16 protein-coding genes are annotated in these 16032 nt (G+C 68.0%); 7 read left to right on the top strand and 9 right to left on the bottom strand.

From position 1 onward, the window contains the following. The first annotated feature begins 169 nt into the window (after window positions 1–169). The 7 genes from ACFE87_RS00580 to ACFE87_RS00550 all read left to right on the top strand — a co-directional run bounded on the left by ACFE87_RS00580 (window position 170) and on the right by ACFE87_RS00550 (window position 7896). Window positions 170–2239: an ATP-binding protein gene (locus ACFE87_RS00580; RefSeq protein ID WP_375457646.1), complete on the top strand. Its 2070-nt coding sequence runs from the start codon at window positions 170–172 to the stop codon at window positions 2237–2239. After that, window positions 2226–3968 (top strand): DUF3369 domain-containing protein, encoded by a 1743-nt coding sequence (locus ACFE87_RS00575; RefSeq protein WP_375457645.1) that lies wholly within the window; start codon window positions 2226–2228, stop codon window positions 3966–3968. The genes ACFE87_RS00580 and ACFE87_RS00575 overlap by 14 nt, the downstream gene beginning before the upstream one ends. A 1-nt stretch (window position 3969) precedes the next feature. Beyond that, window positions 3970–4701 carry a response regulator gene (locus tag ACFE87_RS00570; RefSeq protein WP_375457644.1) on the top strand — a complete coding sequence of 244 codons (732 nt, stop codon included), beginning with the start codon at window positions 3970–3972 and terminating at the stop codon, window positions 4699–4701. A 192-nt stretch (window positions 4702–4893) separates the two neighbouring features. Then, window positions 4894–5256, top strand: coding sequence for a hypothetical protein (locus tag ACFE87_RS00565; RefSeq protein ID WP_375457643.1), 363 nt, complete (start codon window positions 4894–4896; stop codon window positions 5254–5256). Window positions 5257–5495: 239 nt separating this feature from the next. Continuing rightward, window positions 5496–6293 carry an MBL fold metallo-hydrolase gene (locus tag ACFE87_RS00560; RefSeq protein ID WP_375457642.1) on the top strand — a complete coding sequence of 266 codons (798 nt, stop codon included), beginning with the start codon at window positions 5496–5498 and terminating at the stop codon, window positions 6291–6293. A gap of 45 nt (window positions 6294–6338) precedes the next feature. Beyond that, window positions 6339–7580, top strand: coding sequence for a URC4/urg3 family protein (locus ACFE87_RS00555; RefSeq protein WP_375457641.1), 1242 nt, complete (start codon window positions 6339–6341; stop codon window positions 7578–7580). 142 nt (window positions 7581–7722) lie between these two features. Then, entirely contained in the window at window positions 7723–7896 is a 174-nt protein-coding gene (locus ACFE87_RS00550; RefSeq protein ID WP_375457640.1) for a DUF3309 domain-containing protein, read from the top strand. 93 nt (window positions 7897–7989) lie between these two features. Here the strand turns inward: ACFE87_RS00550 and araD are convergent, their stop codons facing one another. The 9 genes from araD to ACFE87_RS00505 all read right to left on the bottom strand — a co-directional run bounded on the left by araD (window position 7990) and on the right by ACFE87_RS00505 (window position 15926). Next, window positions 7990–9720, bottom strand: a complete 1731-nt coding sequence (gene araD, locus ACFE87_RS00545; RefSeq protein WP_375457815.1) for an L-arabinonate dehydratase — start codon at window positions 9718–9720, stop codon at window positions 7990–7992. After that, window positions 9720–10079 carry a type II toxin-antitoxin system PemK/MazF family toxin gene (locus ACFE87_RS00540; protein WP_375457639.1) on the bottom strand — a complete coding sequence of 120 codons (360 nt, stop codon included), beginning with the start codon at window positions 10077–10079 and terminating at the stop codon, window positions 9720–9722. Before ACFE87_RS00540 ends, araD begins: the two co-directional genes overlap by 1 nt. Beyond that, window positions 10076–10303: an antitoxin MazE family protein gene (locus ACFE87_RS00535; protein ID WP_375457638.1), complete on the bottom strand. Its 228-nt coding sequence runs from the start codon at window positions 10301–10303 to the stop codon at window positions 10076–10078. Before ACFE87_RS00535 ends, ACFE87_RS00540 begins: the two co-directional genes overlap by 4 nt. A 56-nt stretch (window positions 10304–10359) precedes the next feature. Then, window positions 10360–11076: a ribonuclease activity regulator RraA gene (locus ACFE87_RS00530; protein WP_375457637.1), complete on the bottom strand. Its 717-nt coding sequence runs from the start codon at window positions 11074–11076 to the stop codon at window positions 10360–10362. A gap of 128 nt (window positions 11077–11204) precedes the next feature. Then, window positions 11205–12371 carry an ABC transporter substrate-binding protein gene (locus ACFE87_RS00525; RefSeq protein WP_375457636.1) on the bottom strand — a complete coding sequence of 389 codons (1167 nt, stop codon included), beginning with the start codon at window positions 12369–12371 and terminating at the stop codon, window positions 11205–11207. Between the two features lie 188 nt (window positions 12372–12559). Then, entirely contained in the window at window positions 12560–13267 is a 708-nt protein-coding gene (locus tag ACFE87_RS00520) for an ABC transporter ATP-binding protein (protein WP_375457635.1), read from the bottom strand. Then, a complete protein-coding gene (locus ACFE87_RS00515; protein ID WP_375457634.1) occupies window positions 13254–14063 on the bottom strand; it encodes an ABC transporter ATP-binding protein in 810 nt (269 codons plus the stop codon). The genes ACFE87_RS00520 and ACFE87_RS00515 overlap by 14 nt, the downstream gene beginning before the upstream one ends. Beyond that, complete coding sequence (locus tag ACFE87_RS00510) at window positions 14056–15066, bottom strand: branched-chain amino acid ABC transporter permease (protein WP_375457633.1); 1011 nt, start codon at window positions 15064–15066, stop codon at window positions 14056–14058. Before ACFE87_RS00510 ends, ACFE87_RS00515 begins: the two co-directional genes overlap by 8 nt. Continuing rightward, on the bottom strand, window positions 15063–15926 hold the full coding sequence (locus ACFE87_RS00505; protein WP_375457632.1) for a branched-chain amino acid ABC transporter permease: 864 nt from the start codon (window positions 15924–15926) through the stop codon (window positions 15063–15065). The genes ACFE87_RS00510 and ACFE87_RS00505 overlap by 4 nt, the downstream gene beginning before the upstream one ends. Window positions 15927–16032: the final 106 nt, after the last annotated feature.

Genomic DNA, 16032 nt, shown 5'->3' with positions numbered 1-16032 from the left:
TGAGCCCCGCCCGCGAGCGCCCGAGCGCTGGCCGGGGTGGCAGACGAAGCTTCCCTTCGGCTAATCTTCGGGTCGTGCGGGAGGTGGCGCGTGTGGCGTAGGTGGGATAATCGGGACGGACCGGACGCTCGGACATCGATCGCATTTCCGGGCGGGCCGCGCTGAGCCGATGCTCGCCACTCCCGAAGACATCGGCGACGTCCAGGGTCGCGGCCCTCGCGGGGTCGCCTTCAACGGGGCTGTGCGGCGCACCCCCATCCGCTGGCGCATCCTCGCCATCGCGATCGTCAACTCGGCCCTCGCCCTCGTGCTGCTCGGCCTCATCTGGAACGGCGCTCAGGTGCTGGGCGACGCCTGGTCCGACCTGCGCCGGGTGCGCCAGTCCGAGCGGTTCCTGGCTTCGCTCGGAGCGGATGCCGAGCGCCTGCAGAGCCTGATCCACCGCTACTTCGCCCAGACCGACCCGGTGATCCTCGAGCGGATCGTCGACCTGCGCGAGATGCTGGTCAGCCGCCTGCGCGTGCAGGCCCGGCTCGATCCGTTGATCTCGGAGCCGGCCCGAAACCTGACCACGATCACCGAACGCCTCGTCGCCGGCTTCGACGAACTCCGCGACACCCGGGCCGCGATCTCGCTCGCCTATTCGGCGAAGATCGTCGACACGGCGCGCGACATGGCGACCCTTTACGGCGCCGTCACGGGGACGAATGCAGACCCCAACGTACAAATCTGGGCCACGCTCGGCGCCTCTCGCGAGGCCTATAACGAGATGATCCTGGCCGCGAACGCCTTCTACCTCTCCGGGGCGGCGAGCGCCGCCCGCGAGGCGCGCGCCAAGGCCGCCCTCATCCGGCAGACCACGCCAACCCTGCTGGCGCTCGCCTCCGAGCCTGCCCAGAAGCGGGCCTTCGACGACCTCGCCGAGAAGGCGGAGACCTTCGAGGAAGGCATCAACGATCTCGGCCTCTCCTTCACGACCCAGAGCCGCCTCCTGCGCGAGGCGATCGACGGCAACGCCTCCGACATGTCGAGCGCGATCGACGGGATGCGGGCCGGGATCCAGTCGCTCGAGCGCTCGGCGCAGACCCGGTTCGACCGCACGCTGCAGGACGTCTCGGTCAAGCTCGCGGTCCTGGCGATCGCCTTCGTGGCGCTCGTAGCCCTCATGGGGATCGCGATCGGCAAGAGCATCAGCGAGCCCCTTGGCCAGTTGCGCTCCGACATGACCGCCATCATGGCCGGCCAATACGATCGCCGCATCGCCGGGCTCAACGCCCGGGACGAGATCGGCGAGATGGCCCGGGTCGTCGACGTGTTCCGTGGGAATGCGATCGAGAAGCGGAAGACGGACGAGGACCTCCGGACCGCCAAGGAGAAGGCCGAGACGACGCTGGCCGAAATGCGGGAGATGCAGACGACGCTGATCGAGGCCGAGAAACTCGCGGCCCTCGGAGGGCTCGTCGCGGGCGTCGCGCATGAGGTCAACAATCCCGTCGGCATCAGCCTCACGGTCGCGTCGACGCTTGCGAACCGGATGGACACGTTCGCGGCCGAGATCGCCGCCGGCCAGATCCGTCGCTCGCGGCTCGAGGCTTTCACCAACGGGACCCGGGCGGCGGCCTCGCAGCTCGTCGCGAATCTGCAGCGCGCGGCCGAGCTGATCCAGTCCTTCAAACAGGTCGCCGTGGACCGGAGCCACGCGGAGCGCCGAAGCTTCGACCTCGGGCTCGCGACCGAGCAGATCCTAGCAAGCCTCCGGCCAATCCTCCGGTCATCGCGGATCAAGCTCGTCGTCGACATTCCGGACGGGATCGTGATGGACAGCTTCCCGGGACCCTTCGGGCAGATCGTGACGAACCTGCTCCTGAACGCAGTCCACCACGCCTTCCCGGACGGCGCGACCGGAACGATCTCGATCGTGGCCCGGGTCAGCGGACCCGCCCAGGTCCGCCTCGTCTTCCGCGATGACGGCCACGGCATGAACGAGGAGGTGCAGAGACAGGCCTTCGAGCCCTTCTTCACCACCCGGCGCGGCTCGGGCGGCACCGGGCTCGGGCTGCATATCGTCTACAATCTCGTGACGCAGCGGCTCGGGGGCCGTATCGTCCTGTCCTCGGCGGAGGGGTCGGGAACGAGCTTCCTGCTCGTCATTCCGATGCGGGCGCCGGACGAGGTGGTGCGGGCCGGGCCGTCCTTCATGGCCGGGCAGGAGATCGAGACGGTGCATGTCGGTTCCTGACGACCTGGTCGAGTTCCTCGATGAGGACGACTCCGTCCCGGCGCCCGCCGCGACAGGCCCGAACTGGAAGGTCGCGATCATCGACGACGATCCGGCCGTGCATGAGGGCACGCGCTTCGCCCTCTACGACTACAGGCTGGGCGGCCAGGGTCTCGAGATGCTGTCGGCCTATTCCGCCCGAGAGGGTCGCGAACTGCTCGCTGCGCATCCGGATACCGCGGTCGTGCTCCTCGACGTCGTCATGGAGCATGAGGGTGCCGGGCTCGAACTCGTCGATCACATCCGCAAGGAGCTGAAGAACGACACGGTCCGGATCATCCTGCGGACAGGACAGCCGGGCCAGGCGCCCGAGCGCAGCGTGATCGTCGACTACGACATCAACGACTACAAGGCGAAGACCGAGCTCACCGCCGACAAGCTCTTCACCAGCCTGACGGCTGCGCTCCGGGGCTACCAGCAGCTTCACCGGATGGTCGAGACCCGGCGCGGTCTCGAGATCATCATCGAGGCCGCCTCGACCCTGTTCGATCTGCAATCCATGCAGCGGCTGGCGGAGGGCGTGCTGACGCAGCTCGCCTCGCTGCTGGAGGTGGAATGCGCCGGCATCCTGGTGCTGCGCGACGACCACCGTGTCGACGAGCAGCTCTCGGTCCTGGCCGGCTCCGGCTGCTACCGCCAATTCGTCGGCTCGGAGGGCAAGACCGAGATCCACGGCGACCTGATGGAGGTCGTCCGGCAGGCCTTCGAGCGGCGCTGCCACGATTTCTTGGACAGGCGGTCCACCCTCTACCTCCGCACCGGCAGCGGCCGCGAGGTGGTAGTCTTGCTCGAGGCCGCCAAGGACCTGTCGCCCACGAACCGGACCCTCGTCGAGGTGTTCTGCTCGCGCCTCGCCGTCGCCTTCGACAACGTCATTCTCTACCAGCAGCTCGGCGAGGCGAATGTGCAGCTCGAAGACCGGGTCGCCAAGCGCACCGGCGAGCTCAGGATGGCGAACCGGCGGCTCGCGGCGCAATCGGCCGAACTCCGCCGCGCGAACCGGTTCAAGAGCGAGATCCTGGGCACCATCGCGCACGACCTCAAGAACCCGCTGGGCGTGATCCTCGGGCGGGCCGAGATGCTGTCCGATCTCCTCGCGCTCGATCCGACCCCGCTCGAGTCGGTGGGCGCCCAGGTCGGCCATGTGCGCGACGCGGCGCGTCGGCTCACCGGGATGGTCGACACGCTGATCTCCGACGCCATGAACGACGCGCTCGACATCTCGGTCCGCCGCGACCCGTTCGACCTCATGCTGCTGGCGAACGACGTGGTCGAGGCGAACCGCCCGTTGGCCGAGCGCAAGGACCATGAGCTTGCGATCCAGGGTCCGGAGACGCTCATTGCCTGCTGCGACCATGACCGGCTCTGGGAGGCGGTCGACAACCTCGTCTCGAACGCGATCAAGTATTCGCCGCCGGGCGGCAAGGTGCGGGTCGAGCTGGCGGAAGAGGGCGACGATGCCCTGATCCACGTCCATGATACCGGCCCAGGACTGTCGCCCGAGGATGCCGCGCGTCTGTTCGGGCGGTTCCAGCGCCTCTCGGCCAAGCCGACCGGCGGGGAAAGCTCGACCGGCCTCGGCCTCTCGATTGCGAAGCGCATCGTGGAATTGCACAAAGGCCGGATCTCGGCCGAGCCCGGCCCCACCGGGGCCGTGTTCACGATCCGAATTCCGAAGGGCGTTCCGTGAGATGAGTGCGCTTCCCCGCATCTTCGTCGTCGACGACGAGGCGCCCGCCCGCGAGATGGTCGGCGATTACCTGAAGATGCACGGCTTTGCGGTGACGCTCTGCGACGGCGGCCGCACGCTCCGGCAGGCGATCGAGGGCGCCATGCCCGACCTGATCGTGCTCGACCTCAACATGCCGGAGGAGGACGGTCTCTCGATCGTGCGCGACCTGAAGCGCCGGCACGCGATCCCGGTGATCATGCTGACCGCGACCGCGAGCCCGATCGACCGGGTCGTCGGGCTCGAACTCGGCGCCGACGATTACCTCGCCAAGCCCTGCGAGCTGCGCGAGCTCGTCGCCCGCATCCGCTCCGTCCTCCGCCGGAGCGCGGCCGCGGCGGCGGCCGAGGCGGAACGGCCGGCCGTGAAGCCGAACCGCACGGTGAAGTTCGGCACGAAGGTGCTCGACCTCGACGCGCATCTTCTGCGCGACGAGAACGATGTCGCCCACCCGCTGACGGCGTCGGAATACAACCTCCTCAAGGCCTTCGCCGACCATCCGCAGCGCGTGCTGTCGCGCGAGCGCCTGCTCGACCTTGCGAGTGCGCGCGACGACGAGGCCTTCGATCGCGCCATCGACGTGCGGATCACCCGCATCCGCCGCAAGATCGAGCCGAACCCGGGCCAGCCGACCATCATCCAGACGATCCGTGGGGCCGGCTACCTGTTCTCGCCGGACGGCCGCGAGCGCTGAGCGAGGGTCTGTTTCGCAGAGGGGCGCGCCCACGAAACAATTCACCTCGCGGACGAAACCAAAAACCGCCTGGACGCCGCGTGGCTGAAAAGGTCGGCCCCTAAAACGCCACCATCGAACGAGGCCCCAGGGCCCGGCGGGGCCGAACGGGCCCAAGAGGGCCGAACGAGGCTCGCACCGGAGGCGGATGTCATGATCACGATTTTCAAGCTCGCCGGCCTGAGCGCCGTTCTCTCCGCCGGCGTCGTCACGGCCTACGAGGCCCCGAAAGCGCCTGCGCCGGACTCGGGCAAGATCTACCATGACCGCATCGCGCCGGACGCTCCGATCTCGCTCGCTGACGCCTCGAGCGTCATCACCCAGAAGACCGTCATGAGCGACGCCTCCCCCGATTGCGGCGCGCAGATCTGGCCCTATGTGGCCAGCACCTGCATCGCCAACGCCTCCGATGCTCCCGCCCGCAAGGCGGTCCGCACCATCACGATCGAACGCCGCGACGCGCCGAACACCTCGACGCTCGTTCGTCTGCCAGCCGAGACGGCCCCGCGCCGCTGAGGCCGCTACGAGGACCGTCGCTTCGGGGCCGCTTGAGGCCCGGACCTGCCGGCACCAACACGGCGCGTTACTCCCCGCGCCGGTGCCCCGGCATGTCCCGGCTTCTCTGCCTCGCGAAGCCCCGGGCGGCGGCTTTCCTGAGACATCCCGCTTTGAAACCTGAAGCGACCGCGGCGAGTGCCTCGTTCTGAGGCTTGCCGCTAACCGAGCGCTGGGGCAGCCTGAGGGCGGAGGCCCTCATGATCCGGACGCTTGTGACTGCGCTCATGGCGCTTGTGGCGCTGGCCGGATGGGGCGCACCCGCATTCGCGGCCGAGGAAAGTTGTCCCGGGCTCGTCGCGCGGCGCAGCCTGCCGATCATCCCGGCCTCGCTCGCCGCCGACCAGATCGAGCTGACCTATATCGGGCATTCCACCTTCCTGTTCGAGACCGCAGGCGGAACCCGGATCGCCACGGACTACAACGACTATGTCCGGCCGAGCGTGACGCCGGACATCGTCACTATGAACCGGGCCCACTCGACCCATTACTCCAACAATCCGGAGCCCGGCATCCGCCAGATCCTTCGGGGGTGGAATCCGGCCGGCGGCCCGGCTTGTCACGACGTCCAGACCGCGGATGTCCGCATCCGCAACATCGTCACGAACATCCGGCAATGGGGTGGCGACGCGACGATCCCGGACGGGAATTCGATCTTCGTCTTCGAGACGGCCGATCTCTGCATCGCCCATCTCGGCCACCTGCATCACACGCTGACGCCGGAGCATCTGAAGCAACTCGGTCGAATCGACGTGCTGCTCGTCCCGGTGGACGGAAGCTATACGCTCGACCTCGACGGCATGATGGAGGTTCTTGCTTCCATCAATCCCCGCCTCGCGATCCCGATGCACTTTTTCGGACCTTCGACCCTCAACCGCTTCCTGGCCCGTGCCGAAGGTCAGGGCTTCACGGTCGAGAGGCGGACGTCTCCGACGCTGACGCTCAGCCGGGCGACGCTTCCCGGAACGCCACGGGTTATGGTGCTGCCGGGCCATTGAGGCAGGCGAGTCGGCCCGTCACCGCGCAGGCAAAGGACAGGACCCGTGCAGATCCACGATCCGGAGGCGACGAGCCCCGTCCGGCATCTCCTCTCGGCAGCCGCCGTGCGAGAGCGGGCAGGGCGGCTGCTGGACCTCGGCCTGAAGGGCGAACTCGAGCATTTCACGGTCCACCTCGACCGTCTTGGGCCGACGGCCGAGGCCGTGATCGAGACGATACGGGCGGACTACCCGACGCTCGACATTCCCTTCCACGCCCGATGGCGGCATTTCGCGGCCGGCGGCCTCGACCGCTGGGGCACGCTGAACGAAGCCCTGCCCTGGGCGGACGCGGCGGAGCGGGGCCGCGCCTCCTTCGACCTCGCCATCGTCAGCGTCCTCCTCGACGCGGGAGCCGGCCCCGACTGGTGCTACGAGGAGGGCCGCACGGGCGACACCTTCGCGCGGTCCGAAGGTCTCGCGGTGGCGAGTTTCGACATGTTCATCGGCGGGACCTTCTCGGGCGATCCGGGCGCGCCGCTCCGGGCCGATGCCGGCCCGCTGTCCCTGATCGATGCGGCCGAACTCGCGCGCGGCTTCCAGGTCCGGCTCGACAACCCGCTCGTCGGACTACCTGGCCGGGCCGAACTCCTGAACCGGCTCGGCCACGCGGTGACCGCCGCGCCGACTGTCTTCGCCCTTGGTGACGATCCGCGCCCCGGCGGCCTTTTCGACCATCTCGTGACGCAGGCCGCAGGCGAGCAGATCCCCGCCCCGGCGATCCTCGAGGCGATCCTCCTCTATCTCGGCCCGGTCTGGCCCGGCCGCCTCGATCTGGATGGGATCGGGCTTGGCGACACCTGGCGGCATCCGGCCCTCGGGGAGGGTGAGGCCGGGCTCGTGCCCTTCCACAAGCTCTCGCAATGGCTGACCTATTCGCTGATCGAGCCGCTCGAGGAGGCCGGGATCTCGGTGGTCGATCTCGACGGGCTGACCGGGCTTCCGGAATACCGGAACGGAGGATTGTTCATCGACACGGGCGTGCTGCAGCTTCGGGAGGCGGATGGGGCGGGGCACCCGCACGAGGTCGGCTCGACCCTCGTCGTCGAGTGGCGGGCCCTGACGGTGGCTTTGCTCGATCTCCTGGCGCAGGAGATCCGCCAGCGGCTCGACCTCGACGCGCGACGCTTCCCGCTGGCCAAGGTCCTGGAGGGCGGCACTTGGGCAACGGGCCGCCGCCTCGCTCGCGCCGTTCGACCGGGGGGCGCTCCGCCGATCGCGGTCGTCAGCGACGGTACCGTGTTCTGACCGCTCAGGCGTAGGTACCGCGCCAGGGGGCAGCGGTTCGATTAACCGTCTTTACGGCTCCGGCCGCTCGGAATGAGGAACAAACTCCGCCGTCGTCCTGTTGAGGCCAGGACGCGGGCGTTCCGCGCAAGGATATCCGGCCATGAGCCTTATCGTCATCCTCATCATCCTCGCCCTCCTGTTCGGCGGCGGCGGCATGTTCTACGGCGGCGGCGCCTATCGGAACCACGGTTTCGGCCTCGGCGGCATCATTCTCATCATCCTGCTGATCCTGTTCCTCACGGGCGGAATCAACACGGGCGGCCGGGTCATCTGAGCGACCGCGCTCGGGACGAGGACGAAGAGCCCCGGCAGCGATGCCGGGGCTTTTTCATTCTCGAGGCAGGCTGCTGGGGCGGGACGGCGGCTCTCAGTGGATCTCCGGCTCCGGGATGCCGCCCGCGCCTTCCAGGAAATCGAAGTCGCAGCCCTCGTGCGCCTGGCCGACATGCTGTGCGAAGAGGCGGTTGTAGCCGCGTGGGTAATCCGGCCGGGGCGCCTTCCAGGTCGCGAGCCGCGCGGCGATGTCCTCATCCGAGACGTGGAGGTGGATCGACCGGGCAGCGACGTCGATGGTGACGAGGTCGCCCGTCCGGACGGCCGCGAGCGGGCCGCCGATCGCCGCTTCGGGCGAGACATGCAGGATGCATGCGCCGTAGCTCGTGCCCGACATGCGGGCGTCCGAGATCCGGACCATGTCGCGCACGCCCTGCTGCAGGAGCTTTTTTGGAAGCGGCAGCATGCCCCATTCCGGCATGCCGGGCCCGCCGATCGGGCCGGCATTGCGGAGCACGAGGACGGTATCGGCCGTCGCGTCGAGATCGGGGTCGTTCACGGCCGACGACATCTCGTCGTAATGGTCGAAGACGAGCGCCGGGCCGGTATGCTGCAGGAGGCGCGGCTCGGCTGCGGGCGGCTTGATCACGCAACCATGCGGGGCGAGGTTGCCGTAGAGGATGGCCGTGCCGCCCGAGGCCGCGATCGGCTGGTCGAGTGGCCGGATGACGTCGTCGTTATGGACGATCGCGTCCGCGATGCCCTCGCCGAGGCTCACGCCAGCCACGGTGCGGGCATCGAGATGCAGCAGCCCTTCGAGCCGCTTCATCAGGGCTCGCGTTCCTCCTGCGATGTGGAAATCCTCCATCAGCCAGGCGCCAGACGGTCGGATGTTGGCGATCACCGGCACGCGGCCTGCGACCTCGTCGAATTCCTTCAGATCGAGCGGGATGCCGGCCCGTGCCGCCATGGCGACGAGGTGGATCATCGCATTCGTCGAACCGGCCAGCGCGTTGTGCACGACGAGCGCGTTCTCGACCGAGCGTTGGTCGAGAATGTCCGAGGGTTTCAGGTCCTCCCAGATCATCTCGACGATGCGGCGCCCGCAGGCGCCGGCCATCCGGGGATGGGCGGCGTCCGAGGCCGGGATGGAGGTCGCGCCCGGCAGCGTCAGCCCGAGCGCCTCCGTGATGATGGTCATCGTCGAGGCCGTGCCCATCGTCATGCAGGTGCCGGCGGAGCGCGCGATGCCGGCCTCCATGTCGTTCCATTGCTGGTTCGTGATGGTGCCGGCTTCCTTCTCGGCCCAGTATTTCCAGACGTCGGAGCCGGAGCCCAGGATGGTGCCGCCGAAATGGCCGCGCATCATCGGGCCGGCCGGCATGAAGATGAAGGGCAGGTCCATCGAGATCGCCCCCATCACGGTCGCGGGCGTGGTCTTGTCGCAGCCGCCCATCAGGATGGCGCCGTCGATCGGATGCTGCCGCAGCAGCTCTTCCGTCTCCATCGCGAGGAGGTTCCGGTAGAGCATCGTCGAGGGCTTGGTGAAACTCTCGGAAAGCGACAGGGCCGGCAACTCGACCGGAAAGCCGCCCGCCTGCCAGATGCCGCGCTTCACATGCTCGACCCGGGCCGGGAAATGCTGGTGGCAGGGCTGCAGGTCGCTCCAGGTGTTGATGATTGCAACGATGGGTTTCCCCATGAAGTCCTCGCGCTCGTACCCCATCTGCAGCGCGCGCGAGCGATGGCCGAAGGAGCGCAGGTCCTCCGGCCCGAACCAGCGCTGCGAGCGAAGGTCGGCGAGGGATTTGCGGGGATTGTTCATCATCCAGCCTGCGTGGGGTCCGTGTTTATGGGTCGACTCAGGCCGAGGAACACGATCAAGGCTTCGTTCAGGCGGCTAATGTCCCCATGATCGAGCCGTCCCAAGCGGGTACCCATCTTCGTCCTAGGAACACTGGAGACCTTGTCCACCATCAGCCGCGAAGGTTGCTTCAAACCATTCCGCTCGGTCGGGTCGATCTTAAGCCGGATGATGGAAGCTTCTCGCGCTTCCGTCGTGAATACACAGACCGTGATCGAATCCGTCGCGTCGAAGCCCTCTTCTTGAATGATCACGGCAGGGCGCGGCTTGTTCGTATAGTCGGCTCCGCCCGAGACGGTCCAGACCTCGCCGCGCTTCACTCCTCGCCCCAGCCGACCGTGATGGAATCGATGAAGCGCTGATCCTCCTCGGCTTGCGGAGAAGTCGCAACTGCGAGGGATTGCCGGTGCGCCTCCGCCTTGAACTCGGGCGAGTCCACGTCCGGTACCCAGAACTGCACCGGACGAAGTCCCTGCGCCCTCAATCGCGCGCGGTGCTCCCGCATCCGTTCGCGGGCCGGCTTCGGCTTCGATGCCTGAGACATGCTGCAGCCTCCGTGGCGTCACATGTTACGTATGGGCGGCTGCCGCAAGGGTCAAGCTAGCGCCGGTTCACCTTCCGCCACTCCGCGAATTCGACGCCCGTCTTGGGGTCGGTCGCAGGGTAGAGGCCGAGGATCGATCGGCCCTCCAACACCTTCTCCATCACGAAATCCTCGAAGGCGGTCATTTCGGTCGCCTCGTTCGCCAGCTCGTCGGCGAGATGGGCCGGGAGCACGACGACGCCCTCGCCATCGCCGACCACGACGTCGCCAGGGAAGACCGGCGCATCGCCGCAGCCGATCGGGACGTTGATGTCGATCGCCTGATGCAGCGACAGGTTCGTCGGCGCGGCGGGGCGCTGATGGTAGGCCGGGATCGAGAGGTCGGCGATCTCGGGCGTGTCCCGAAAACCGCCGTCGCTCACCACGCCGGCGACGCCCCGCACCATCAGCCGCGAGACCAGAATGGCGCCCGCGGAAGCGGCGCGGGCATCCTTGCGGCTGTCGATCACGAAGACGGCGCCGGGCGGACATTCCTCGACGGCCTTGCGCTGTGGGTGGGCGCGATCCTGGAAGACCGAGAGCGGGTTCAGGTCCTCGCGCGCCGGCATGTAGCGCAGCGTGAAAGCCTCTCCCACCATCGGCCCGGCGCTCGGGTTGATGGGGTGGACGTTCTGGATCCACTGGTGGCGAAACCCGCGCTTGAACAGCGCCGTCGTCAGCGTCGCGGTCGACACCTTCGTGAGCTTGTCGCGGGTCTCAGGGGAGAGAGGCATCGTTTCCTCGATTGTCGTTCCGGGGCCGTGAAGCGGTTCGCCTTCGGCGCCCCGGATGACGGTTGGGCTGCCCGAGCGACCCTCGGGTCAAGCCCGAGGGTGAAGGCGTCCGGATCTGCCGGACGACGTCAGTTCTGCACGACGCCCGAGGCGTCCACCGGGACGACTTTGCCGCCCTTGACGAGGCCGACGAGGAGCGCGGCGTTCGAGCCGCCGCGCTCGTCGACTCCGCCGATCACGGACGGGTTGCGACCCTTGGCCAGGCCACCGAACGCCTCCGACAGCTTGGCGTGGATCTTCGCCGCGTCGGTGGTCGTGCCGGCGAGCTTCATCGCCTCCGCGACGGCGTTCAGGGCCGAGTAGTTGAGCGAGTTCTCCGAGCCCGGCTCACGGCTGTAGATCTTGCGGAACTTCGCCACGAACTCCTTCGGGCCCTCGCGGGTGTCGAAGACGATGGGCAGCGTGCCGATGGCGCCTTCCAGCATCTCGTAGCCGCCCAGCACCTTCGCCATCTCGTCGAGCTTCGCCTGGTCCATCACGGCGAAGCCGCCCTCGAAGCCGAGCTCGCGCGCCTGCTTGATGACGAGCGCGGTCGGCTCGGAGGCGCCTCCGACGAACATCACGTCGGGGCTCGCCGCCGTGACGCGGCTCACGCCGGAATAGAAGTCGGTGTCCTTGTTGTAGCTCATCGGGTTCTCGGCCACGACCGTGCCGCCGGCCTTCTTCCAGGCCGGTGCGATCAGGGCCGCCCAGGCCTTGGCGTAATCGTGGTCCGCGCCCGCCATGCCGAGCTTCTTGCCGAAGGTGGACATCTCGACCTTGATGAAGGGATCGAGATAGCCCGCGAAGGAGGGCGGGATGCGCAGCGTCAGCTTGTTGCCGCGCTCGGTCATCTGCGGCACGCTGGTATAGGCGCCGATCAGGAAGCCGTCCTGCTCGTTGAAGGCCTGCATCGCGAAATTGCCGCCGGAATGCGGGCAGAACACCACCGGAGCCTTGTATTGCGAGCGCAGGCGCTTCGCGTTAACGGCCGCCTCGGACGGCGAGTATTTGTCGTCGAGGGCGACGACTTCGAGCTTGTACTTCTTGCCCGCTACCTCGAGGCCGCCGGCATCGTTGATCTCCTTCGCAGCCATTTCGAGGCCGGTCAGCGTGTTCTTGCCGTAGAGTGCGGCACCGCCCGAGAGGGGGCCGGTCCAGCCGATGGTGACGGTGTCCTGGGCCTGAGCGAAGGCGGGACCTGCGAAGGCGAGCGCGGCCGCGCCGGCCAGAAGGATTCGTCTCGTCTGAGTCATCGTTTCCTCTCCTGTTATTTCGTGCCGATCTCTACGTCATTCCGGGCGCGGTGAAGCATGGAATGCTGCTCCGCAGAACCGGTATCAACGGCTCGCCCCCGCCCGTGGATCGCTTCCGGTCCGGTGCGCTTCCGTGGGTTCCGGGTTCCGCTGCGCGGCCCCGGAATGACGGCGTGGCGTGGCCAGCCTCAAGCCCCGATATAGGCCCGGCGGACGCGCTCGTCGCCGAGCAATTCGTCGGGGGCGCCCTCCATCACGATGCGGCCGTTCTCCAGCACATAGGCCCGGTCGGCGATCTGGAGGGCGGCATACGCATTCTGTTCGGCGAGGAGCACGGTGGTTCCGGCCTGGTTGATGCCCTTCACGGCAGCCAGCACCTGCTTCACCAGGAGGGGCGCGAGGCCGAGCGACGGCTCGTCGAGCAGCAGCACCTTCGGCCGGCCCATCAGCGCGCGGCCGATCGCGACCATCTGCTGCTGCCCGCCGGAGAGGGAGCCCGCCGGATCGTGCCGCTTCTCGCGCAGGATCGGGAACATCGCGAAGATCTGCTCCAGGATCGGCTTCGATCCTGCCGGGTCGGCGCGATGCACGTAGGCGCCGAGCGTCAGGTTCTTCTCGACGCTCATGCCCGGAAAGAGCTTCCGGCCCTCCGGGCATTGCACGAGCCCCGCCTCGACGATGGCGGACGCCTTGTGGCCGGCGAGGTCCTGATCGCCGAGGAGGACCCGGCCGGCGGCGAGCTTGCGAAGGCCACTGACGGCGAGGAAGAGCGAGGACTTCCCCGCCCCGTTCGCGCCCAACATGACCACGAGTTCGCCCGCGTCGACATGGATGGAGACGCCGGCGAGCGCCCGGTAGCTGCCGTAATCGAGCGAGACGTCCTCACACCGGAGCATGCGGGGCTCCTGCCGGGACCTGGTCCGCGCTCGGGGTCGGCGGGTGGTCGGCGCCGAGATAGGCCTCGATCACGGCCTCGTTCCGGGAGATGTCGGCCGGATTGCCCTCGGCGATCTTCTCGCCATGGTCGAGAACGACGATGTGGTCGGCGAGCCCCATCACCATGCCCATCTTGTGCTCGATCAGCCCGACGGTGAGCCCGCTCTCCGCCATCTTGCGGATCAGGGCCGCGAGCCCGACCGTCTCCTCCGGATTCACGCCGCCGGCCGGCTCGTCGAGCAGCACGATCCGGGGGGCGGTCGCCAGGGCGAGGGCGAAGGCGACACGCTTCTTCTCTTCCTGGGAGATGTCGGCGACGACGCGCGGCGCCGCGTGTTCCAGCCCGACGAAGCGGAGCGCTTCCTCGGCCTTCTTCCGGCATTCCGCCTCGTCCTGCGTGAGCCGGGCGGTGACGAGCACGACGTCCAGGAGGGTCGAGCGCGTGCGCAGGCGGTGGCCGACGATGAGGTTGTCGAGCACGCTCGCATCCTCGAACAGGGTCGTCGTCTGGAACGTGCGGGCGAGGCCCAGCGCCGCGACCTTGTCCGGCCGCATGCCGGTGATGTCCTGCCCGTCGAGCCGGATGGTCCCGGCGCTCGGCCGGTAGGTCCCGGCGGCGAGATTGAAGAAGGTCGTCTTGCCGGCCCCGTTCGGGCCGATCACAGCCGTGATCTTGCCGCGCTCGAACCGAGCCGAGACATCCTTCACGGCGGCTAGGCCGCCGAAGCGCTTCGTCAGGCCGGAGACCTCAAGCATGGGCCGAGGCCCGTTCGTCCGTCGCGGCCGCCTTCGCCCGGGCCTCCGCAGCCCGCGCCCCCTCCTCGCGCGCCTGCCGGACCTTGATCGTCCCGATCAGCCCCTTAGGCATGAACATGACGAGGAGGATCAGAAGCGGCCCATAGATGAGCAGGCGATAATCTTGCAGGAATTGCAGCGACTGCGTCGCCCAGGTCAGGATGACGGCGCCGAGGACCGGCCCGGACAGCGTGCCGAGCCCGCCGACCAGGATGAAGGCGATCATGTCGAAGGCGTTCGCCTCCGAGGCGATGGCGGGCCCGAGAAAGCGCACGAAGCCGGCATAAAGGGCGCCCGCATAGCCGGCGTAAGTGACCGAGATCACGAAGGCCGTGACCTTGGTCCGCATCAGGGGCACGCCGAGCGACTCGGCCAAGGCCTCGCCGTTCCGGATCGCCACGAAAGCCCGGCCGAGCAGCGAATGGACGATGCGGTCCATCACGAACAGCGCCAGGATCAGCATGGCGAGGACGAGGTAGTATTGCGCGAGCGTCGACTCGAAGCGGATCGGCCCGATCCCGGTCGGGGCCGGAATGCCGATGATCCCGACGACTCCGTGGGTGAGCGAATCCCACTTCTCGATCACGAGCCAGATGATGATGCCGACGCAGAGCGTGAAGATCGCGAAGTAATCGTGCCGGAGGCGCAGCGAGACGATACCGGCCAATGCGCCGATCGCGGCCGTGATGATGCCGGCCAGGAAGAAGGCGAGCCAGTACGGCACGCCGTAATCGACCGTCATGATGCCGACCGCGTAGGCCCCGATCGCCATAAAGCCGGCATGGGCGAGATTGAGCTGGCCGGTATAGCCGAGGATCAGGTTCAGGCCGACGGCAGCGATGGCGTAGATGAAGGCCAGCGCCATGACGTAGATGAAGTAGTCGTTCGGGACGAGGAACGGATAGACCAGCGCAGCCAGAAGCCCGCCGACGACGAGCGAGCGGCGGTTCAGGAGGGCGCTCATCGCGAATAGCTCGGGAACAGGCCCTGCGGCCGGATGGAGAGGATGAGGACGAGCGCCGCGAAGGCGATCAAGTCCTTGAGGTCGGTCGAGATGTAGAAGGCTCCGAAACTCTCCGCGAAGCCGATCACCATGCCGCCCAGGATCGCGCCCGGCACCGAGCCCATCCCGCCCAGGATGATGATCACGAAGGCTTTCAGGATCACGAGGCTCCCCATCGACGGGTAGACGAGGTTGATCGGCGCGAAGAGGACGGCGGCCACCGCCGCGAGGGCGCCCGAGATCGCGAAGGTCAGCATCGAGACCCGCGTCAGGTCGATGCCGACGAGCGACGCGCCCTCCCGGCTCTGCGCCATCGCCACGATGGTCGACCCCATGATCGTGCGCTTCAGGAACAGGTGCAGGGCCACCATCAGGCTGAGGGCGCCCACGATGATGAGGACGCGTTGGATCGGCAGCACCGTGCCGGCCACGCGGAGAATGCCCGGATAGGGCGGGGCGAGGCGGCGGAAATCCGCGCCCCAGATCGCGTGCGCGACCGCCTCGATGAAGAGGAGGAGGCCGATCGCCGCGATCATGTCGTGCAGGGGAGGGGAGTCGCGCAGGCGACTGAAGACGACCCGCTCGCAGAGCACGGCCAGAGCCGCCGTGACGAGCGCGGCGGCGACCAGCGCGACCCAGTAATTCGCACCCAGCGTTCCGGCGAAGAAGAAGGCCATGTAGGCGCCCGCCATGAACAGCGCGCCGTGGGAAAAGTTCGGGATGTGCAGGATGCCGTAGACCAGCGTCAGGCCGAGCGCGACGAGGCTGTACACGCTGCCGAGCGTCAACCCGTTCAGGACCTGCTGGAAGAACAACGACACGCGGCGACCTGCTCCCTCGGCCGCGCTGTCCGTAAGCTCGCCCCGACGTGCCCGCCGAAACGAAGCCGCCGGCACACCGGGCTCCCCCTCGTTCAAGTCGCCTGCC

The sequence above is a fragment of the uncultured Enterovirga sp. genome, from assembly GCF_964242715.1.
GTDB lineage: Bacteria > Pseudomonadota > Alphaproteobacteria > Rhizobiales > Beijerinckiaceae > Enterovirga.
Note: the sequence above shows the minus strand (reverse complement) of the source record. Positions and strands in the feature narration are given on the sequence as shown.

Bases quoted from the DNA above. Each gene is read 5' to 3' on its own strand.
- ACFE87_RS00580 (WP_375457646.1), top strand. From the start codon at position 170: ATGCTCGCCACTCCCGAAGACATCGGCGACGTCCAGGGTCGCGGCCCT.
- ACFE87_RS00575 (WP_375457645.1), top strand. From the start codon at position 2,226: ATGTCGGTTCCTGACGACCTGGTCGAGTTCCTCGATGAGGACGACTCC.
- ACFE87_RS00570 (WP_375457644.1), top strand. From the start codon at position 3,970: ATGAGTGCGCTTCCCCGCATCTTCGTCGTCGACGACGAGGCGCCCGCC.
- ACFE87_RS00565 (WP_375457643.1), top strand. From the start codon at position 4,894: ATGATCACGATTTTCAAGCTCGCCGGCCTGAGCGCCGTTCTCTCCGCC.
- ACFE87_RS00560 (WP_375457642.1), top strand. From the start codon at position 5,496: ATGATCCGGACGCTTGTGACTGCGCTCATGGCGCTTGTGGCGCTGGCC.
- ACFE87_RS00550 (WP_375457640.1), top strand. From the start codon at position 7,723: ATGAGCCTTATCGTCATCCTCATCATCCTCGCCCTCCTGTTCGGCGGC.
- araD (WP_375457815.1), bottom strand. From the start codon at position 9,720: ATGAACAATCCCCGCAAATCCCTCGCCGACCTTCGCTCGCAGCGCTGG.
- ACFE87_RS00535 (WP_375457638.1), bottom strand. From the start codon at position 10,303: ATGTCTCAGGCATCGAAGCCGAAGCCGGCCCGCGAACGGATGCGGGAG.
- ACFE87_RS00530 (WP_375457637.1), bottom strand. From the start codon at position 11,076: ATGCCTCTCTCCCCTGAGACCCGCGACAAGCTCACGAAGGTGTCGACC.
- ACFE87_RS00525 (WP_375457636.1), bottom strand. From the start codon at position 12,371: ATGACTCAGACGAGACGAATCCTTCTGGCCGGCGCGGCCGCGCTCGCC.
- ACFE87_RS00520 (WP_375457635.1), bottom strand. From the start codon at position 13,267: ATGCTCCGGTGTGAGGACGTCTCGCTCGATTACGGCAGCTACCGGGCG.
- ACFE87_RS00515 (WP_375457634.1), bottom strand. From the start codon at position 14,063: ATGCTTGAGGTCTCCGGCCTGACGAAGCGCTTCGGCGGCCTAGCCGCC.
- ACFE87_RS00510 (WP_375457633.1), bottom strand. From the start codon at position 15,066: ATGAGCGCCCTCCTGAACCGCCGCTCGCTCGTCGTCGGCGGGCTTCTG.